7 protein-coding genes are annotated in these 21,137 nt (G+C 64.9%); all 7 read left to right on the top strand.

The window, feature by feature from the left end; translation table 11 throughout:
- Positions 1 to 47 precede the first annotated feature (47 nt).
- Positions 48 to 1,736 (top strand): hypothetical protein, encoded by a 1,689-nt coding sequence (locus ACTOQ3_RS05330; RefSeq protein ID WP_440082282.1) that lies wholly within the window; start codon positions 48 to 50, stop codon positions 1,734 to 1,736.
- On the top strand, positions 1,711 to 2,457 hold the full coding sequence (locus ACTOQ3_RS05325) for a hypothetical protein (RefSeq protein WP_440082281.1): 747 nt from the start codon (positions 1,711 to 1,713) through the stop codon (positions 2,455 to 2,457). The genes ACTOQ3_RS05330 and ACTOQ3_RS05325 overlap by 26 nt, the downstream gene beginning before the upstream one ends.
- 2 nt (positions 2,458 to 2,459) lie before the next feature.
- Positions 2,460 to 4,529: an Hsp70 family protein gene (locus ACTOQ3_RS05320; protein ID WP_440082280.1), complete on the top strand. Its 2,070-nt coding sequence runs from the start codon at positions 2,460 to 2,462 to the stop codon at positions 4,527 to 4,529.
- A gap of 30 nt (positions 4,530 to 4,559) precedes the next feature.
- On the top strand, positions 4,560 to 9,188 hold the full coding sequence (locus tag ACTOQ3_RS05315) for a DEAD/DEAH box helicase (protein WP_440082279.1): 4,629 nt from the start codon (positions 4,560 to 4,562) through the stop codon (positions 9,186 to 9,188).
- A gap of 233 nt (positions 9,189 to 9,421) precedes the next feature.
- Positions 9,422 to 13,771 (top strand): BREX system serine/threonine kinase PglW, encoded by a 4,350-nt coding sequence (gene pglW / locus ACTOQ3_RS05310; RefSeq protein ID WP_440082278.1) that lies wholly within the window; start codon positions 9,422 to 9,424, stop codon positions 13,769 to 13,771.
- Entirely contained in the window at positions 13,768 to 17,430 is a 3,663-nt protein-coding gene (gene pglX, locus ACTOQ3_RS05305) for a BREX-2 system adenine-specific DNA-methyltransferase PglX (RefSeq protein ID WP_440082277.1), read from the top strand. The genes pglW and pglX overlap by 4 nt, the downstream gene beginning before the upstream one ends.
- 4 nt (positions 17,431 to 17,434) lie before the next feature.
- Positions 17,435 to 21,136, top strand: coding sequence for a phage resistance protein (locus ACTOQ3_RS05300; RefSeq protein WP_440082276.1), 3,702 nt, complete (start codon positions 17,435 to 17,437; stop codon positions 21,134 to 21,136).
- Position 21,137: the final 1 nt, after the last annotated feature.

The raw sequence follows: 21,137 nt of genomic DNA, 5'->3' as shown, positions 1-21,137 counted from the left end.
TATGGCCACGCTTACTTGACACTGTTCGCATCAATATGGAGCACTCATTGCTCAACATCCCCTCACAGGCAGAGCTGGTCGCGGCCGAGCTTGAGCGCCGTGCTCGAAAACGGGCGGCAAGGTCTGGAGCAATCGCTGTGGACCCTGTGATGGAAGGCTGGGCTCGTCTCGGAATCCAAGCAGCGGATACCGTCATCACCATCCGTCAGTCTCTGGCCGGGCTTCTTCGGGACATCCCCAACGCAGAGCGCGACTACCACGATGTCATCAGCCGATCCATAGAAGAGATCCCTGACCCGACCCTGCCTTCAGCGTTGAGGACAGCTCTCACCGACCTCGACCCGACCCAACTCGTCACGCATCTCCGACGGCTGCTCGAGGCCGGCATCCCCTGGATGAGCGAACGAGGTATCCGGCGGGTAGCGCTTCTCGCGGCACCCCGCCCACAGTTCGGCACCGTGCGCCCGCTCGATCCGGCCTCGCTGGAGGGCGACATCTACTGGCGCCTCTACCTCGCTGTCCTGGGTCATCCTGCCCAGGTGAATCCGGAAGAGGTCATCCCGATCATCTCCCGGCTCCCGATGCCGATTGTGGACGATCTCATCGACATGGGAGTGATGGGCCAAGACGACAAACCATGGGACTACCGCAAAGACAGACACGAAGCAATTTATCTGCGTGCGCGTCTTGCGCCCTTATCGATCTCCCACACCGACGCGGAGCATCTCGGCTGGCAGGAGAGCATGGCTCGACATGCTTTCCTCAACGGAGAAGCCGTCACCGGTGACGAGGTGCTGGAGAAACTGAGCGACCTCTATGCCGGAATCACGGACGGTCTCTTCGATCTGCGGGCCGCGCTGCCGCCTGCCCAGCGGACGCTGCTCAACGAGATCCTGGAAGGCGCCCGGGGCGGCTGGTGGCCGGAGCACATCACCGCGGACCGGGGACTCTGGCGCCTCCTCGTCGAGCAGTGGGCCGCGTCAGTCCGCGATGACGACGAGCAGCGAGGATCCATGGCATCCCGCGGATCCGAGTTGATCAACGCCACACACAGCGAGTTTCATGCCTGGTACGCGTTCTGTGCCGCTTACGACTTGATCCTGGCGGGCCGGATCGATCGGGCCGAGAAGCAGGCCGAAAGCCTGGCGAAGGCGAACGACGTTTCTCCTTCGCTCCGAGCTGAGATCAGCAATTTGTTGGCTTACCTTGCTCAGCGACCCGATGTCCGAAAACACGAGAACCTTGAAAAATCCATAAAACTCCTGTCCGACATTGTCAAGACTTCTCCGGCGGCCGAAGCCAACCTTGCACTGATCCGCGAACGGAGTGTGACATCCACAAACAATCGCGAATTTTGGGAGAACCCTTATTTCATGCTGGGGGTTCCTCATGGTGATCTAAACTGGAATGAGCGCTGGCGTGAATTAAGTTTAAATTACCGTGATGACATTGACACACTTTCTATATTAAATGATGCTTGGAAACGAATATCAAGTGCCGAAAAGTTCGGCACCCCCTTCTTTGTTCTTCCGCTGGACCCATCTATCTTCAACTTCCCCAAAGAACGCTCCTTAGCACTACTTCCCCCGCTTCAGCCGCTTCTTCGTCAAACCACAACAGGCCAAGAGGACCTACAATTTATAAAATCCCTTTCAGCCCCCGACCTACTCATAGACTTCATTGACAGCCAAACTCTGCGAACGGTCGAAAATGAGAAAAGAAGCATCTCGCCCTAAAGGTGCAGGAAAACCCGCTAATACAGAGAAAAAAAATAAACCCACCCCCGGCATGATCGAAGAGATTAGAAATAAACTAGAGTCGGAGCTGTCTGTAAAAATCCGCAAAGAAGTCCGCCAAGAGTTAAGTCGAGAGCTACGCGCCGCGGAGCGTAGCAGAATTGAAATGCGAGTTCGAGCGGAGCTGAATCAGCATTTCAAGATTGAAATAGAAACGCTTAGGGCTGAACTGAAGTCAAAATTACTAGACCCCGCCTATTTGCTCTCGGAATTCACCAAGCAAACCGCCAAAATCCTAGAAGGTCACAGAGAGGGGAGCACACCGTCCCGCCAACAGATTTCAACAACTGTACGGCAGGCGATTCTAGAGGTTTTACATACAAGAAAAACACACCTTTCGCAGCTCATCGAATTGGACAAACTCCTTCACGTTGGAGCAACAAGGAAAGTGATCGTAGGTCGAGTTTCCAACTGGATGACGCAAGCCGGGATGCGTCGAATTGACACGCCCGAAAATCTGGAATATTTCGTTTTGCAGGGCGATGACGATGGTGATGAGTTCGTGGCAGTAATGTCTCCTGCTTATGTCGACGCACTTACTGGGCAGATCATTCAACCAGGCCAGGTGAAGTTCGTCACGAATAATCACCAACACTCCAGGGGACAAAAACCCGTGCGGAGAAGCGACGTACAGAAGAACGTCACGGCCGACCAGGAGTAGGCATGGCTACCGGCATCGACTTCGGAACGACAAATTCGGTCGTCGCACAATGGAATGGCATAGAGGTTGAGGTGCTCGATCTTGATATCGATCACTTAGATTCAGATTGGTTCTATCCATCATTTGAAAGTCTCTTCCCTTCAGTAGCCGGACAGAGCGCGCTTCGCCCAGGAATACTCTACGGCTGGGAAGCAAAGCTTCGATCCCAGCATGTCATCGAAGCTTGCAAGCGCATGCTCAAAAGTGAAGGCGGCCTACAAATAGGTGCCCGTCGCTTCCCAGCCACCACTGTAGCCGCCGGTGTCTTCTCGGCTATGCGTGAACGAGCTCGGAGCCGCCTTACTGAGATTGACAGCTCAGTAATCACTGTGCCCGCAAATGCAAAGGGCGGCGCTCGCTTCCGCACGCGCGCCGCAGCCACTGCGGCAGGTATTCAGGTTAAAGCGCTCCTCAACGAACCCACCGCAGCCGCGCTTGCTTACACTCACTACATCCAACAAAACGGCACGATCATGGTATTCGATTGGGGCGGTGGAACCATCGATGTCACCGTCCTAGAACACATTGATGGCTTCTTCCACGAGAAAGCTTCACGAGGCATAACCCAACTCGGCGGCATCGAGATAGACGAGAGGATTCGCGACCTCATCATCCGTAAGAACGGCAGAGTTCCGGAGCTCAGCACGGCCGAAGAACGAAATTTCGCACTTGCAGTGGAGCGCACCAAGATCCGCCTCTCTGTGGAAGAGTCAGTACTGGTCAACGTTGGTTCGCGAACTGTTCAGGTAACCCGGGATGAGATCGAAAGCGTGATTGGAGATCTAGTAGAACGCGCGCTGCAGCCTATCCGGATGTGTCTGAATGACCTCGGAATAGACCCGATCGAGATTGACGACATCCTCATGATTGGCGGCACCAGCCAGATGCCGTGTGTCCGGCAGGCGGTCGAACGGCTCATGGACGACGAGACCGTGGACCCGAGGCTGTGCGAGCCGATGACGGCGGTTGCCCGTGGCGCAGCACTGGCCGCAGCAATCTTTGATCGCGAGATCGACAGCGTGTTGCGGGTTTCTTCCATGTATGCGCTTGGCACCAGCACCACGGACAAGAAAACCGGTAAAAAAGTCTTCAGCACCATCGTCCCCGAGCGCTCACCTCTTCCGATCATTCGCGAGAAGAGCTACACGCCGATCGATGACTTCCGTCCTCGCCTTTCCATCCCGGTCTGGGAAGCCGATCCTGAGAAGCCCCTGGATGACGAGGAGAATTTCCAGCTCACCACCTTGCGACTGGAATATCCGCGGCCACTCCCCCGTGAGGAAGCCGAATTTCTGCTCAAGTACACCTACACGGACGACGGACTGCTCAAGGTCAAGGCCACGCTGGCCAAGACCTGCGAGGTGGTTCTCGACCAGGAGGTGAAGGAATTCACCCACGGCGGCTCACTCTCTCCGGAGGAGATCAAACTGCAGCTCCGCGAGCTCAGCCTCACACCGCCGTTGCGAGTCTCCCCTTCCCCCTTGCCCTCAGCCTTCCCGCAGTTCAGTGCCGCCCAATCCGCTCCCCTCCAGCAGGTCAACCTCGCTCCAGAGACGGCCACTCCTACGCCGCCAACTTCCAGCCCGAGATTCGTGATCGACGGATCCAACATCGCCTGGCTCCGTACTCCCTTAACTCGCGGTGAGCGGCCCAGCCTCGCGCAGCTCGTCGAGGCGATCACCGCTCTGAAGAACGAGCACCCCGGCGCCTCGGTCGACGTGTTCGTCGATCCCGCTCTTCGACACCAACTTGATGAAGCCGAGCGTCCTGCGCTGCAGCAGGCCATTAGCCATGGCGAATTCATCCAGGTCGCGGCCGGAACGCATGGTAAAGCGGATCGCGCGGTGGTCGAACTGGCCACGCGAAAGAACGCGACCATCGTCACCAATGACAACTACGCCGAGCAGCAGGCGGACTTTCCTTGGCTGTTCGACAAAGACCGCGTACTGGGAATCCAGTACGCGGGTGGCATCTGGATGTTCCTGCCCAGGACACCACTCCGTCCGCGACGGCCCAACGTGAACGGACGCTGACCCCCTTCCTCGCCCTCCCCGGAGTGAACTGTGGACCCGCTCAAAACCAGTGCGCTCATCACCGACACCTATCGGCGTTATCTGCGGTCGATTCTGCCTGTGCGGGATCCGCAGATCGCCGAAGCGTTGGCAGCGGAGATCGCGGACAGTCCGATGCTCACCAAGGGGCCGTTGCTCGAAGCGACGCCGCCTTATCGGACCGGGGCCACGCTCCGTGAGCTGATCACCGCCGGGGTGCTGGGCGAGGAATTCGCCATGCTCGGCGGGCCCGCCCTACCGCTGGATCGCCCTCTTTATCTGCACCAGGAGCGGGCGCTACGCAAAGCGGTGGCCGGACGAAATCTGGTCGTGGCGACCGGCACAGGCTCGGGTAAGACCGAGAGTTTTCTGCTGCCGATCCTCAACACCCTGACGAAGGAGCACACCAACGGCGAGCTCGGCCCGGGCGTGCGGGCGCTCCTGCTTTACCCGATGAACGCCCTCGCCAACGACCAGTTAAAGCGGCTCCGCCAACTACTAGCCACCGTGCCGTACATCACCTTCGGCCGCTACACCGGCGACACCCCCGAGCAGACTCTCAAGGGGGGCGCCCAGTTCGAGGAGCTCAACCCCGGACAGCGGCGGCTTCCGAACGAGCTGCTCAGTCGTGAGGAGATGCGCGCCAACCCTCCGCACATCCTGCTCACGAACTACGCGATGCTGGAATACCTGCTGCTCCGCCCGGCCGACATGGACCTATTCGAGGGCGAGCACGGCGGGCACTGGCGGTTCATCGCACTCGACGAGGCCCATGTCTACGACGGAGCAAAGGCCGAGGAACTCGGCATGCTGTTGCGCCGCCTGCACGATCGGGTGGCTCCTTTGCAGCGGCTCCAGTGCATCGCCACCAGTGCCACGGTGGGAGACCAGCCGCCCCCGGTCATGGACTTCGCCCGGAAGCTGTTCAACGTCGACTTCGAATGGGTGGACGGCGACGAGAGCCGCAAGGATCTCGTCAGCGCGACCAGGATGGACATGCCCGAGGGCCCGTTCTGGGGACCGCTGTCGGCCCGGGACTACCGGGAACTGGCCCAAAGCGAGGACCTCGGCGAGGAGCTGTGCTGGCGCGCGGCCTCGGCGGGCGCGGATTTTACCGACGCCGGTACGGCCCTCGCCCACGAGCACGCGATGGCCGCCCTCCGCAACGCCCTCCTGGCAGGACCTCAGTCTTTCGACAAGCTCGCCCAGCTGATCTTCGGCGGTCAGGACGACCCGGCGGGTGGCCTCTCCGCGCTGGTGCAGGTCGGCAGCCAGGTGCAGGACCGATCGGGCTCTTCGGTACTTTCGGCCCGCTACCATCTGTTCGCCCGCGCGACCGAGGGTGCGTTCACCTGCCTCACGAGCGCCGGTCCGCACGTCTCCCTGGGCAGACACGAGGTCTGTATCTCCTGCAGCGGCGCCATGTTCGAGCTCGCCGGTTGCAAGCGCTGTGGCGCGGTCCATCTCATCGGTTCGGTGGAGATGTCCGCGGGCGGCACGGTCTTCACGCCCCGGATCAAGCACAAGGACTCCCGCACCTGGCTGCTGCTCGGTGACTCTCCCGAGGTTGTCGACGAGGACGAGGTAACGCTGGAGGCTGGCCCCGAGATCGACGCTCAGGACGCTCACCTGTGTCCCCGATGTGGCGCGCTGCACGCGGCGGCGCCGCTGGTCTGCGGATATGGCGGCTGCCAGGAGACCCGGCTTCGCCCGGTCAGGAAGCTGAACACAAAGGCCAGCTCACCCACCGGCTGTCATGCCTGCGGCGCCCGGGGAGCCGGTCAGATCAGGCAGTTCGAGAGTGGGAACGACGCCGCAGCGGCCGTACTGGCCACCGCCCTCTACCAGGACCTGTCTCCCGCACCCGACGAGGAGACGGCCGATCAACCGGGTGGTGGTCGCAAGCTGCTGACGTTCAGTGACAGCCGCCAGCAGGCTGCCTTCTTCGCGCCCTACCTGGAGAACAGCTACACGAACCTGCAGCGACGGCGCCTGGTGCTGGATGGCCTGCGCCGGGCGACCAGGGACGACGACCGGGTGCCCGTCGAGGACCTGGTGCATCACGTGACCGTGGCCGCCACGAAGGCAGGCGTCTTCCAACGCAAGGACAGTAAACAGACGAAGCTGCGCGCCGTCTCCCTCTGGGTGATGCACGAGCTGGTCGCCCTCGACGACCGCCAATCCCTGGAGGGCCGGGGCCTGATCCGGGTCGACCTGGAGCGAGATCCGCGATGGAGACTCCCTCCGGCGTTTCTCTCCCTGGGGCTCTCGGAAGAGGAGGTCTGGACACTGCTGGGCGAGCTCACACGCTCACTCCGCACCCAGGGGGCGATCACCATGCCCGAGGAGGTCGATCCCGGCGATGAGGCCTTCGACCCGCGCCGGGGCCCCATCTACGTACGCGGTGATGGTTCAGAGCCCAAGCTGAAAGTGCTGAGCTGGGTGCCGACCCGAGGGGGCAACCGGCGGCTCGATTACCTCCAGCGGGTGCTCTCCGCGGCAGGCTTCACCGAGGATCCGCGGCGGGTGCTCATGAAGTGCTGGGAGTTCCTGACCGTGCTCAGGGAGGGCTGGCTGCCCAAGGATCAGGTTCCCCGGATCGGGGTGGTCCACCAGGTGGATCACCGCAGCCTGAGGCTCACCCCGGCCACCGAGATGTACCGATGCGACCTCTGCCGGCGTATCACCACGGTGGCGGTACGCGGTATCTGCCCCACGCTGAAGTGCGAGGGCAGCCTCCAGGAGTGGGCGGCCGACGACCTCGACCACTACCGGGCGCTCTACCAGAGCATGACGCCCATCCCGCTGGTCGCGCAGGAACACACTGCCCAGTGGACCGGTAACGAGGCCGCCGACATCCAGCAGCGGTTCCTGCGCGGCGAGGTGAATGTGCTGTCCTGCTCGACGACGTTCGAACTCGGCGTCGACGTGGGCGAGCTGCAGACGGTCATGCTGCGCAACATGCCGCCGACCACGGCCAACTACATCCAGCGGGCCGGCCGGGCTGGGCGACGCGCCGACTCCGCAGCGCTGGTGGTGACCTACGCCCAGCGCCGCTCGCACGACCTGTCCCGCTACCAGGAACCCGAGACCATGATCGCGGGCAAGGTGCGCGCGCCGTACGTGCCGCTGGGCAACGAGCGGATCGACCGCAGGCACGCGCACTCGGTGGCGATCGCGGCGTTCTTCCGGCACGCCAAAGCGACCAGCGGGGAGATCTGGCGTACGGCTGGTGAGTTCTTCCGGGCCGCCGACGGCGGGGATGCGCCCTGCACCCGAGTCGCGTACTTCCTCACCCCCGTACCCGAGGAGATCACCGCGTCCCTTCGCCGGATCCTGCCGACCTCGGTACAGGCGGAGATAGGCGTGGAGTCGGGAGCCTGGGCGAGCGAGTTGTGCATCCACCTGGAGAAGGTCCGGCAGGAAATGGCTCAGGACATCGACATCTTCGAACAACGCATCGAGGAGTACGTGGCGGGCAAGAAGTTCGCTCAGGCAGACCGTTACCAGCGGACTATCAACACCATCACCCGGCGCAACCTGATCGGCTTCCTGGCCAACCGGAACGTGCTGCCCAAGTACGGCTTCCCTGTCGACGTCGTCGAGCTGCGTACCGCGCACTGTGACAGCTCCGTCGGAGCGAGGCTGGCGCTGGACCGCGACCTGTCCAGCGCGATCTACGAGTACGCGCCCGGCTCCGAAGTGGTCGCCGGAGGCGTGCTGTGGCGGTCGGCCGGCCTTTACCGGCTGCCCGGCCGAGATCTGATCAGCAACCACTACTACGTGTGCAAGCAGTGCCAGCACTTCCGGCAGGGCGGCGAGAAGCTCGATCCGGTCTGTCCAGCCTGCGGCACCGTCGCTGATTTCCAGGCTCGCGAGTACTACGAGCCGGAGTTCGGCTTCGTCGCCGATTACAAGACGGCGAAACCCGGTACGGCCCCGCCGAAGACCTCCTGGAACGGCGCCACTCATGTGGTGTCGCTCGCGGACGACCCCATCAGGCGACTCTGGCGTTCGTCAGGTGGATTGGCTGTGATGTGCCGGTCCGGCTCACGCGGCAAGATGATCGCGCTCGCCGAGGGTCCGACCGGCAGCGGCTATCTGATCTGCGACTGGTGCGGCTGGGCCACCCCCAACTTCGGCAAGGGAAAAAAGGCCACCGCTCACCTGCACCCGATGCGGCAGTCGGAGTGCACGGGCACGCTGCGCTGGCGCTCTTTGGCGCACAGCTACGAGACCGACATCATGGAACTGCGGCTGGAGTCCCTGTCGCTGTCCGGGCCGCAGTGGATCTCCACCTTGTACGCCCTACTCGAAGGGGCCGCCGACGGGCTGGAGATCAGCAGGGGCGACATCGACGGTGCCGTCCATCCCGGGCACGACGGCCAGACCGGCCTGGTGGTCTACGACGCCGTGCCGGGCGGAGCGGGCTCGGTGACGCGGATCGCCGACTCGCTGGACGTCGTCGTGGAGACCGCGCTGAAGCGGATGTCCAGCTGCGACTGCGGTGAGGAGACCTCTTGCTACGGGTGCCTGCGCAACCGGCGCAACGAGCGCAGCCACGACATGCTCCGCCGCGGTGAGGCCGTCAAGGTCCTCGAACTCCTGGCCGGAGACGGCCCGCTCAAGGCCGAGGACTGAGTTTTCCTGCTTATTTAATTGTTGTGTGTCTATTACATGTGAGGTAGCGTTTTCCACAGGCTATGCCTTACCAAACCTTGTGGCAGTGTTCGCCAGAGCCTTCTGGCGATATTCGTGCTGGTCAGCGAGAGATGCGCTCCGGTCGTTCGCGAACGGAGCGCATTTTCCTTCCCATCAGTGGTGTTGTGTGCTAGAACCTACCTTTTGCGGTAATTGAAGAAAAAAGGGAAGGGATGTCTGGATTTAATCGCTGGCAGGGTCCACGGTCGACGTTTCCCTGGGAGGAAGAGGCCCTCAAGCACATCCGTGACCGGATGCCGGACGCGGAGCCGTACCGGGCCTGGCAGACCTTCACCTTCACCGCGCAGTCCGGCCACCCCCGTGAGGTCGACCTGCTCATCGCGACCCCCGGCGGGCTCTATCTGGTGGAGATCAAGAGCCACCCCGGAAAGGTCGTCAACCAGGGCAGCACCTGGCTGTTCAGCTCCGATCGGGTCCGTTCCATCGAGAACCCGCTCGAGCTCACCAACCAGAAGTGCAAGGAGCTCAAGAGCCAGCTCGAATGGGCGAAAGCGCAGCTCGGCCTGCACAGCCTGCGCATTCCCTATGTCGCACCCGCGGTATTCCTGTCCGACCCTGCGTTGGAAAGCCGTCTGGACGACGTTCAGCGGCTCAATGTCTACGGGCGTGACGACAAGGCCACCGGCCTGCCCGGTATCTGGAAAGACTTGCTCGGCCTGCCTCCGCGCAGCGGACGCAATCGCGTTGACCCGACGTTCTCCCGCAAGTTGCCCGAGCTGCTGGAGAAGATCGGGGTCGCCGCCCTGCGCAGACACCGCAAGGTCGGACAGTGGGAGCTGGCACCCAGGTCGCTGGAGACCGGGCCTACCTGGGAGGACTACCTCGCCGAGAACATGGCGCTGGCGGGCCAGCACCGGCGGGTGCGCATCTACCTGTCGGAGCTGCGCGCCACCGCCGAGGAACGTGAGGCCACCCGCAGGGCCGCCCGCCGCGAGTACCTCGTCCTGCAGGGCATCGACCACCCCGGCATCCTCAAGGCTCTCGACTTCAGCGACGAGCATGACGCCGGTCCCGCTGTGTTGTTCCCACACAAGCCCGGCTGGCTGCGCCTGGACCACTACATGGCCGAGTACGGCGCGCAGCTCAACGTGGACACCCGGCTGGACATGATCCGGCAGCTCGCTGAAGCTCTCGACCACGCCCATCGGCGGCATCTATTCCACCGGACACTGGCGGCGCGTAGCGTCTGGGTGGAGTTCCACGCTCAAGGGCGCTACCCGAAGCTGATGGTCGCCGACTGGCAGGCCGCCCTGCTGACCCACAGCACCTCGCCCGCCCGGCAGACTCTCACCCAGCACGCGGCGCCCGCGCTGGCCGCGCACATCGAGAAGGCCGCCCAGGCATACCTCGCGCCGGAGTTCATCCAGCCGCAGGCCGAGAGTGTGCCGCTGGACGTGTTCGGCCTCGGTGCCTGCGCCTACCTGATCCTGACCGGCCAGGCACCCGCCGAGGGACGTGGCGAGCTGCTGAAGCGCCTCGCCGAGCGCAACGGCCTGGTGCCCAGCGCGGTCGCCGACTCGATGGACCCGCTGATCGACGAGCTGGTCAGGGACGCCACCCGGCCCGAGGTCTGCGATCGTGTCGAGACGGTCCGCGCCCTGCTGCACCGTCTCGACCTGGTCGAGGAGCGGCTCACCGCCCCCGAGGAGGAGGACCCGCTCCAGGCGGCCCGTGGCGCGGTCATCGGCGAATGGAAGATCCTCGGCACCTTGGGCAAGGGCTCCACGGCCCGCGCGCTGCTCGCCGAGCGCACCGTGAAGAAGTCGATCCAGCAGGCGGTGCTCAAGGTCGGGCTCAACGACGCGGCCATCCCCCGGCTGGAGCGCGAGGCGGCGGTCCTGCGCAAGCTGCGCGACTCACGCGTCGTCCGGCTGATCGAGGGTCCCCGCCAGCTCGGCGGGCGCACCCTCATCGTGCTCGACCGGGCCGGCGAGACCACCCTCTCCGAGTATCTGAGCAGCGACGGCCGACTCTCCATCGAGGAATTGGAACGTTACGGCAACGACCTGTTCGCCGCCGTCGCCTTCCTCCAGGAGGAGAAGGTACGGCACCGCGACCTCAAGCCGGACAACCTCGCGATCCGCACGTTGCCCAACCGGCAGAAGCGTCTGGTGCTGTTCGACTTCTCCCTCGCCGACGCCGACGAGAGAGCTGTCACCGCGGGCACCCCGCCCTATCTGGACCCGTTCGTCGGCTCCGACCGGCGTCCGATCTATGACGACCACGCCGAGCGGTACGCGCTCGCCGTCACCCTGCACGAGATGGCCAGTGCCGAGCACCCCTCCTGGGGGGATGGTGCGACCGAGCCGAAGCTGCTCGCCCCGTCCGAGACGATGCCGCAACTCGCCGAGGACCGATTCGACGCCCAGATCCGCGAGGGCCTGGTCGCGTTCTTCACCACCGCCCTGGCCAGAGACGCGGGCAAGCGCTTCCGCACCCTGCTGGAGATGCGGGACGCCTGGCGGGACGTCTTCCGCGCCTTGGAGGACGCCCGCCCGCTGAGCACGACCACCACCGGGCACGACGAGGCGGCCGACCCTGTCGAGGCCCGCGACCGAGCTGCCGAGGCGGCCGACGAGCGGACCCCGCTGGCCGCAGCCGGGCTCACCCCGAAGGCGCTCTCGGTCGCTCTGAACGATCTCGGCGCCGAAACGGTCGGCCAGCTCATCAGGATCCCCGGCACCCGGGTCCAGCGTCTGCGCGGTGTAGGTGTCGCCCCCCGTAACGAGCTGCTCAAGCGGGCCCGAGAGTGGCGTCGCCGGTTCCAGATCACCGAGCTGGCCCAGGCCAGCGCCACCGTCAAACGGACAGGCGGGTCCGAGGAGACTCCCAGGCCGAAGGCCGAGGAGTACGGCGCGCTCAACCTCGACGACATCGTCAGCCGTCTGGTGCCCAAGGCACCCAAAGCCAGAACAGGTGACCCAGCCGATGCCGCCGGCAACGGCGACAACGCGGTCCGGGCCGTGCTGCTCACGCTGGCGTTGCCCGGCCTGGACGGCAGCCCGTCCCCGGTCAAGCCGTGGGCTCCACAGAAGGAGATCGCCGGCCTGCTCGGGGTCTCGCCCAGCTACGTGGCGCATCTGGTCGGCAAGGCCCGCGAGCGCTGGGCCAAGGAACCGACCGTCACCGCGCTCCGCCGCGAGCTGCTCGACATCCTCGCCGAGCATGGCCGGGTCATGGAAGTCTCCGAGCTGACCACCGAACTGTTGGCCCACCGAGGCTCCGCCCTGGACGGTACGACCGCACGCCTCGCCCTGGCGGGGGCCGCGGTACGGGTCGCGATCGAGACCGAGGAGCGGCTGGAGAACCCCCGGTTGCTCAAGCGGCGCAAGGGCGCTCGGGTGCTGGTCGCCCTCGTCGCCGAGGACGACCCGACGCTGCCCAGCGACGCCCAACTCCTGGACTACGCGCTGCTGCTCGGTGCGAAGGCCGACGAGCTGTCCCGCCGGGATCCGCTGCCGGTGACCGCCGCCGCGCTGCGGGCGCTGCGCGGCGTGGCCGCCCCCGAGGGCATGCCGCCACTGCCCGACACTCGCCTGGTCTCCCTTGCCGCCGCCGCCTCCGCCCACGCGGCGGTGACCCCCCGGTTCGAGATCTATCCTGTCGATCTTGAACCCCTCCGGGCCGTACGACTGGCGCAGGTTGGTGGCATGCTGTCGGCCGCGATCAGGCCGGAGGAGCTGCGGGAGCGGGTCCTGTCCCGGCTTCCCGCGCTGAACGACTTCCCCGATCATGCCGGGGGGCTACGCAAGGTCCTCAAGAATGCCGGACTCTCCGTCGAGATCGACACGGACGGTCACTACTACGTCCCCTCAGCGACCCTCGCCACCCGTGTCCCGAGCACCACCACCCGCACCGCGACCGGCCTGCCCGGCTCCCTGCCTCCGGCGGGGGCGATCTCCCGGCTCGCCACGGTGGCCGAGCGCGGCGGCTTTCTCGTCATCAAGGCCAGAATCGACCGGGCGGCGCTGCTGCCCGACCTGCTCGGCGCGCTGCCCGACCTACCGGTCTCCCGGGTGAACGTGACAGAGGAGTTCGTCACCGCGCTCCGCGAGGTGCGCGACCAGTGGGGCGTGCCCGAGTGGCCGGACGTGCTGTCCACCGACACCCCCGACGCGCCCCCCGAGGACCAGGTCGGCCTGGCCGACATGACCACCGAGGCGTTCGCGCTGGTCGAGCAGCGGATCAAGGCCCTGGAAGGGGTCGTGCTGCTGCATGACGCCACCCCGCTCTCCCAGCGAGGCCGGGAGGCGAAGGCCGTCTCCCGGTACGCCGGAGGACCCGAGCTGCTGGCCAGGCTCGCCGACGCCGCCCGCACCGCCGGGGAGAGCCCGCACGGCGTCTGGCTACTCGCCCCGATGGCCGATCCGCGCGAGCGGGCCCGGCTCGACGGCCAGGCGATCCCGGTGATCCCCGGTGGCAACGAGGAACTGGCCCTGTCCCGCGAGGTGGTGGACTCCCTGCCCACCGCCCTTTCCGCAACCCCCCGGAGAGCTTCGTGATCAATCGTACGACTCTGCTGGCCGACCTCCGCAAGCAGGTCGGCACGCTGGAGGGCGACCTGCGGACCTGCGCCACCGAGGATGCCCTAGTGCATGAGCGGCTGGAGGCGGAGTGGGAGGCGGCCCGGACCGCCTCGCGTACGGCGGCGACGTTCGAGGAGTGGCGGGAGGGGCGGATCACCCAGGCGGCGGTGGCCTGGGTGCTGGGCACCGTGTTCCTGCGGTTCTGCGAGGACAACCGGCTGATCGACTTGCCGTATCTGGCGGGCCCCGGTGAGCGGCTGGACATCGCCCAGGAGCGGCAGGGCGACTTCTTCAAGGCGCACCCTGAGAAGACCGACCGGGATTGGATCCTGGCCGGGTTCAACGCGATGGCGGCCTCCCCGGTGGTGGCGGGGCTGTTCGACTTCGAGCACAACCCGATGTGGATGATCGCCCGGCCCGCCGTCGAGGACGAGAAGCTGCTGCCCGCCGATGCCCGGTGGCACGCCGCCGCCACTCGGCTGGCCGGGCCTTCGCATCCGGTGGCGCAGTCGTTGCTGGCATTCTGGCGAGCCACCAACGCCGACCGGCAGATCGTCCATGACTTCACCAACGAAGACACCCGGTTCCTGGGCGACCTGTATCAGGACCTGTCTGAGCACGCCAAGAAGACGTACGCGCTTCTTCAGACGCCGGAGTTCGTCGAGGAGTTCATCCTCGACTACACGCTGACGCCTGCACTGGACGAGTTCCGCGAGGATTTTCTCAATGAGAAGTTCCGGCTGATCGACCCGACCTGCGGGTCCGGGCACTTCCTACTGGGGGCGTTCAAGCGGATCCTCGCCCAGTGGGAGCAAGAGGCTCCGGGTGCCGACCGCTGGGATCTGATCCGGCGAACGCTGATGTCAGTGCACGGCATCGACAAGAACCCGTTCGCCTCGGCCGTCGCCCGCTTCCGCCTCCTGATCGCCGCCCTCCAGGCGGGAAATATCTCGTCGCTGACCAAGGCTCCCGAGTTTCCTATCAATATCGCGGTCGGGGACACCCTGCTTTTCCGCCACGAACGTAAGGGGCAGGGAGGTATCCCCGAACTCGATGCCTTCCTGTTTGCCACCGAGGACGTGAGTGAGTACGTCCAGCGCTGCGACATCCTCGCCCCCGAGTCCTATCAAGTGGTCGTCGGCAACCCGCCTTACATTACAGTCAAGGACAAGACCGAGAGCGAACGCTACCGGCAGCACTATGAGACCTGCGCCGGAACCTACGCGCTCTCGATCCCATTCGCGGAACGCTTCTTCGACCTAGCAACCTCCGGCGGCGACAACCGTCGCGGCGCCGGTTACGTTGGCCAGATCACCGCGAACTCGTTCATGAAGCGCGAGTTCGGCAAGAAGCTGATCGAAGAATTCTTTGCCACGAAAGTCGAATTGACCCATGTCATCGACACCTCGGGGGCTTATATCCCCGGCCACGGCACGCCAACGGTGATCATCATTGGCCGAAATCAGGAACCGGCACCTAGCGGCACAGTTCGCGCCATTCTTGGGATCCGCGGCGAGCCCATCCAGCCGGAAAATCCAGCACGAGGCAAGGTCTGGCAGGCTATCGTCCACCAAGTCGATGACGCCGACAGCGAGAGCGACTGGGTTAGCGCAAGCGACCTTACACGCCAAACTCTTTTTCCCCATCCGTGGAGTCTCAGCGGTGGAGGCTCAGCGGAACTCGTAGCTCACCTACACAGCCATAGCTTTCACACATTGCAAGCTTCAGTGAAACTCATCGGCCGAACAGCTCACACTGGCGCCGATGAATCTTACTTCGCCCCAAGGAATACCTGGTTTCGCTTCCACGTTGGTCCGGAAACAATTAAACCTTTGGTTGAAGGTCTTGCACTCCGAGATTGGTATCTTAGCCCGGAGAGCGAGGCTCTATTTCCGTATGACGAACATCTTCATGCAAGCCTTGATGATATCGAGCTTGCGCGTTTATTATGGCGGACTCGATGCCTTCTCAGACTGCGACGCGAACCTGGAGGAACTCACGAGGAAATCGGGCTTACTTGGTACGAGTGGAGCCGGTGGCATCCGGAGCGCTACACCGTTCCTTTGGGCATTGCCTTTCCATTTGTAGCGACGCATAACCATTTCGTGCTCGACCGAGGCGGAAAGGTCTTCAAACAGACAGCACCGGTGATCAAGCTACCGAAAGGTGCGACGGAGGACGAGCATCTGGAACTACTGGGAGTGCTCAACAGCTCAACCGCGTGCTTCTGGCTAAAGCAGGTGAGTTATCCCAAAGGTGGCGATCCTATGGGGGGTGAAGGAGCTCGTGTTAGCGCGGAGTCCTGGTCAGATCGATATGAATTTACTGGGACCAAGGTGCAAGAATTCCCACTGCCTGCCGTATTGCCCTTAAAGCTCGGTCAGGAGCTAGACCAGCTTGCCCATGGCTTAGGCCAAGTTGAGCCGTCAGCTGCCTGCGCGCAAGCCGTACCAACCCGTGCCCGACTAGACGCGGCACAGCTCGAACACACCAAGCTTCGTAGCCGGATGGTCACGCTACAAGAAGAGTTGGACTGGGAGGTCTACCGGCTCTATGAGCTTATCGACGATAATGAGGCCGCTGAGCTGTGCTTCAAGGTGGAAAGCGTACCGGAGTTGAATCTTGGCGAGCGTGCCTTCGAGATCGTCCTCGCCCGGAAGATGGCCGATCCGGAATTCAAAACACAGTGGTTCGCGCGACATGGCTCCACGCCGATCACCGAGATCCCCGCGCACTGGCCCGAGGACTACAAGCGGGTCGTTCAGAAACGCATCGAGATCATCGATAAACGGCGAGACATCGCGCTTATAGAGCGTCCCGAGTGTAAGCGCCGCTGGATGTCCGAATCCTGGGAGAAGAAGGAGCGCGAGGCCCTCACCACCTGGCTGTTAGACCGATCTGAGGCCAGAGAGCTGTGGTTCACTGCGGATGAGTTCGGTAATGACCAGCCTCGGCCGATGACCGTGCACCGGCTGGCCGACAAGCTCCGTGCTGACGCTGACGTGGTGAGCGTGGCCCGTCTTCTCAAGGGGCCGGATGCCGACCTGGCCGACGTCCTGGTCGAGATCGTCGCCGACGAGCATGTGCCCTACCTCGCCGCGCTCCGCTACAAGGACACCGGCCTGCGCAAGCGCGCCCAATGGGAGCGGACCTGGGATCTCCAGCGGGAGGAGGATGCCACCGGCGAGCGGCTCAACATCCCGGTCCCGCCGAAGTACACCGGCACCGACTTCCGCAAGGCCGGCTACTGGCGTAACCGCGGCAAGCTCGACGTACCCAAGGAGCGTTTCATCTCCTACGAGAACGCCGGTTCCGAGTCCGACCGGAGCCTGCTGCTCGGCTGGGCGGGCTGGGACCAACGCGAGCAGGGCTACGCGCTGATGACGCTGATCGAGGAGCGGACCACCCACGACCTGTGGGAGGCCGAAAAGCTCACCCCGCTGATCGCCGGGCTGAGCGAGGTGCTGCCCTGGGTGAAGCAGTGGCATTCCGACATCGACCCGGAGCACGGCGACTCCTGGGCCAACGCCCTCACCGGCTACCTGGAGGGCCAGCAGCTCAGGTACGACCTGACCGACGAGAACCTGAAGGCGTGGCGCCCGGCACCGACCGGCCGCGGGCGGAAGAAGGCATGACGCGATGACGAAGCTGCTGCGCGACCTGATCGACATCCCGGAGCGGGTGCTCGCCGGGGACTTCGTGCTCAAGCTGACCGACGGGATCAACCACGCCGACCGTACGGTCCTGGAGTACGTGGTGACCCCGCAGCTCGCGGAGGTCTTCGAGGAGGCTCTTGGCATCATCAAGACCGCGGTCGAGACCAACAGCTCGCACGGTGCCTACCTGAACGGCTCGTTCGGTTCCGGCAAGAGCCACTTCATGGCCGTGCTGCACGCCCTGCTGCAGGGCAACCCCGAGGCTCGGGGCAAGGACGAGCTGGTCCCGATCGTCGCCAAACATGACTCATGGCTGAAGGGCCGGAAGTTCCTGCTCGTGCCGTATCACCTGATCGGCTCGACCACGCTGGCCAGCGCAGTCCTCGGTGGCTACGTCAGCCATGTCGCCAGGATCCACCCGGACAAGCCGCCTGCGGCGGTCTACCGGGACGACGCGCTGCTCGACGACGCCCGTGAGCTGCGGACCACGATGGGCGACGAGGGCTTCATCGCCGAGCTGCCGGTCGGACAGGGCAAGTTCCGGCGAGGAAGCTGGAACGCCACTCTCCTCGACCATGCCTTCGCCGCCCCTGCGAGCGACAAGGAACGGCGGAGGCTGGTCAGCGACCTGCTCGCCGGTCCGTTCAAGCGGTACGCTGGCGCGGTGCGGGGCAACGCCGAGTCCTACATCGACCTGGACCAGGGCCTGTCGGTGATCTCCACGCACGCCAAGGAGGTGCTCGGCTACGACGCGGTCGTGCTGCTCCTGGACGAGCTGGTGCTCTGGCTGGCCGGACGGCTCGGGGACGACGCCTTCGTCCGCAAGGAGGCGCAGAACGTTTCCAAGCTGGTCGAGTCCGCGGAGAACGAGCGGCCGGCACCCATCATCAGCTTCGTGCCACGCCAGCGCGACCTGCGCGACCTGGTCGGCCGGGACATCGCGGGTGCGCAGACGGCCAGTTTGTTCGACACGCTCAAATACTGGGACGGCCGCTTCCAGCCCCTCACCCTGGCCGATCGGAACATTCGGGAGATCATCAAGCGGCGCCTGCTCAGGACCAAGAGCGCCGAGGCCGAGGCCGTGCTGGATGCCGCCTTCGAGCGCACCACCCGGACCAACGCGCAGGTGTGGGACGTGCTGCTGGACGCCCAGGGCGGCGGCGCGACCCGGGACGACTTCCGCGCCACCTACCCGTTCAGCCCGGCCTTCCTTGCCGCGATGATCGACATCTCCGGGGCGCTACAGCGGGAGCGGAGCGCGCTCAAGCTCACCCAGCAACTCCTCGTCGACCATCGGGACACGCTGGAGGTCGGGCAGCTCATGCCGCTCGGCGCGATCTACGACGTGCTGGCCGCCGGCGGCGACAAGCCGTTCAGCGACAAGCTGCGTGAGGAGTTCGACCAGGCCAAGCGGTTCTACGTCGAGCGGCTCCGGCCGCACCTGTTGCAGAAGCACAACCTGGCCGAGGACGCCGAGCCGACCCGGCTCTTCCGCGCCGACGACCTGGTGGTCAAGACGCTGCTGCTGGCCGCGCTGGTGCCGCACGTGCCCGCGCTGCGCAACCTCACCGCGAGTCGCCTGGCGGCGCTCAACCACGGCTCCGTCATCTCCATGATTCCCAACGGGGAACGCAACCAGGTCGCCAAGACTCTGCGCGAGCTGGCCTCGGTCTTCGGCGAGATCCGGGTCTCCGGGGCCGACGACCCCGTGGTGGAGATGGCGCTGATCGGCATTGACACCCAGGGGATCATCGGTCAGGCCCGGCACGTGGACGATTCGGCGAGCAAGCGGCGGCTGCTCCAGGACATGCTCTGGGCGGAGCTGAAGGTCAGCGGAAGCGGCCAGTTCGAGTCCCGTAGGGAGGTCACCTGGCGGGGCACCCGCCGTACGGTCGAGGTGGTGTTCGCGAACGTCCGCGACCCCGAGCGGCTGGACAGTCGCCAGTTCGAGGCGAGCGAGCCGGGCGCACTGCGAATCATCGTCGACTACCCGTTTGACGAGGGGAACTTCGGCCCGGCCGACGACCGCAACCGCCTGCTGCGGATCCGTGCCGAGCAGCCCAGCCCGGACACCGCGGGCTGGCTGCCGCACTTCCTCTCCACCGAGCGGCTGAGCGACCTGGGCGACCTCGTCGTCATCAACCACGTCTTGGAGGACGACAACCTCAAGGAGTATGCGAGCCACCTCACCGAGGAGGACCGCCACCACGCCCGCAACCAGCTCAAGAGCCGCCAGAGCGCGCTCGAAACCAAGCTGAGCGGGGTGCTCAAGGAGGTGTACGGGGTGGCCGACCCCGACCAGGCCAACCTCGGCCGGGAATCCGAGCAGCATGTCATCCCCCTGGTCGACGGGCTGGAGGTCCGGCTGGCCGCCGCGATGGGACTGTCCGGGGCGCTGGACGCGATCTGCGGCAAGCTGCTCGACCACCGCTACACCAAGCACCCCAACCTCAATCCGGACGGCAAGCACCCTGTCTACCGGGCCAAGGACCTGGAGCTCGTACTGCGCACGATCGAGCAGGCGACGCAGAGCGAGGCCAAGCGCGCCGAGGTGCTCAAAACCGACGTGCCGACGCTGTTCCGGATCGGCCACCAGCTGGAGCTGGGCACCATGCACGAGGCTCACTTCGTGCTCCGCGAGGAATGGCCGCTGCGCATCGAGCGGGCTGCGAGCGGGCAGGACAGAAGCGGCGATCTCGCCGTGTCCGACATCAAGAAGTGGATACTCGACGAGCAGCCCGGCCTGCCCGGCGACATCGTCAACCTGATCGTGTTCGCCTACGCGATCCAGCGGGACCGGGCCTGGATCCGGGCCGGGCAGATCGTCGGGGCACCGGACCTGAAGAGCCTTCCGGGCGACATGGCGCTCCGCGCGCAGCTGCTGCCGGACGCCGGGGAGTTCGCAGTCGCCTCCGACCGGGCCCACCAGTTATTCCAACTGGCCAGGCAGCCCATTCTGAGCGCGCGTGCCGTCCGCACCCTCGCCGTCGCGGTGCGGAAGCGGGCCAGCGAGTTGCTGCCCGACGCCGAGACCCTGCTCAAGGAGCTGGAGCGGCACGAGACCCTGCTGGAGCTGACCGGCTCCAAGCGGCTCGACACGGCCCGCACCGCCGCTGCCCTGGTCGAGACGCTCGCCGGGATCGGCGACGACACCGCGCTCCTGCGGAAGCTGGCCGCCTTCTCGCTGGACCGCCCACCGGGGGTGTACGTCGCGAGCCTGGAGCAGGCCAAGACGGTGGTCTCGGCGTTCGGCGCGGTGACCTGGCAGATCATGGCATCTCTGGCGGCCCGCGAAGACGAGCCCGCCAAGATCGTACTGATCCGGCTGCGGGAGGTCGCCACTCGGGACGAGCATGACGTCTCGCTGGTTTCCGCCCTCAAGATCGCGAACAAGGCCGCAGTCGATCTGGTGGTCACCCCTCAGCCACCTCAACCTCCGGTCGTCTCGCCGCCCGTCGTTACGCCACCTGCCATCACCGTTCCGGTCTCTCCCGACCCGGCGCATGTCGTTCCCTCTCCCGGCGGAAAAACCGATGGCGTGACCGTTCCCGTCGCCGCCCCCGGCACGGTCCGCCACACGGTTCACGCCACCAACGAACTGGAGACCATCATCGGCGAACTGCGTGGTCTGGCCAGGAGACATCCGGAGGCGCGGATCGAGATCACCTGGCGAGTGGTGGAATAGT

Origin of the sequence: Streptosporangium sp. LJ11 (genome assembly GCF_051918945.1) — a bacterium.
Classification (GTDB): domain Bacteria; phylum Actinomycetota; class Actinomycetes; order Streptosporangiales; family Streptosporangiaceae; genus Streptosporangium.
This window is presented reverse-complemented; position numbering and strand designations above follow the sequence as displayed.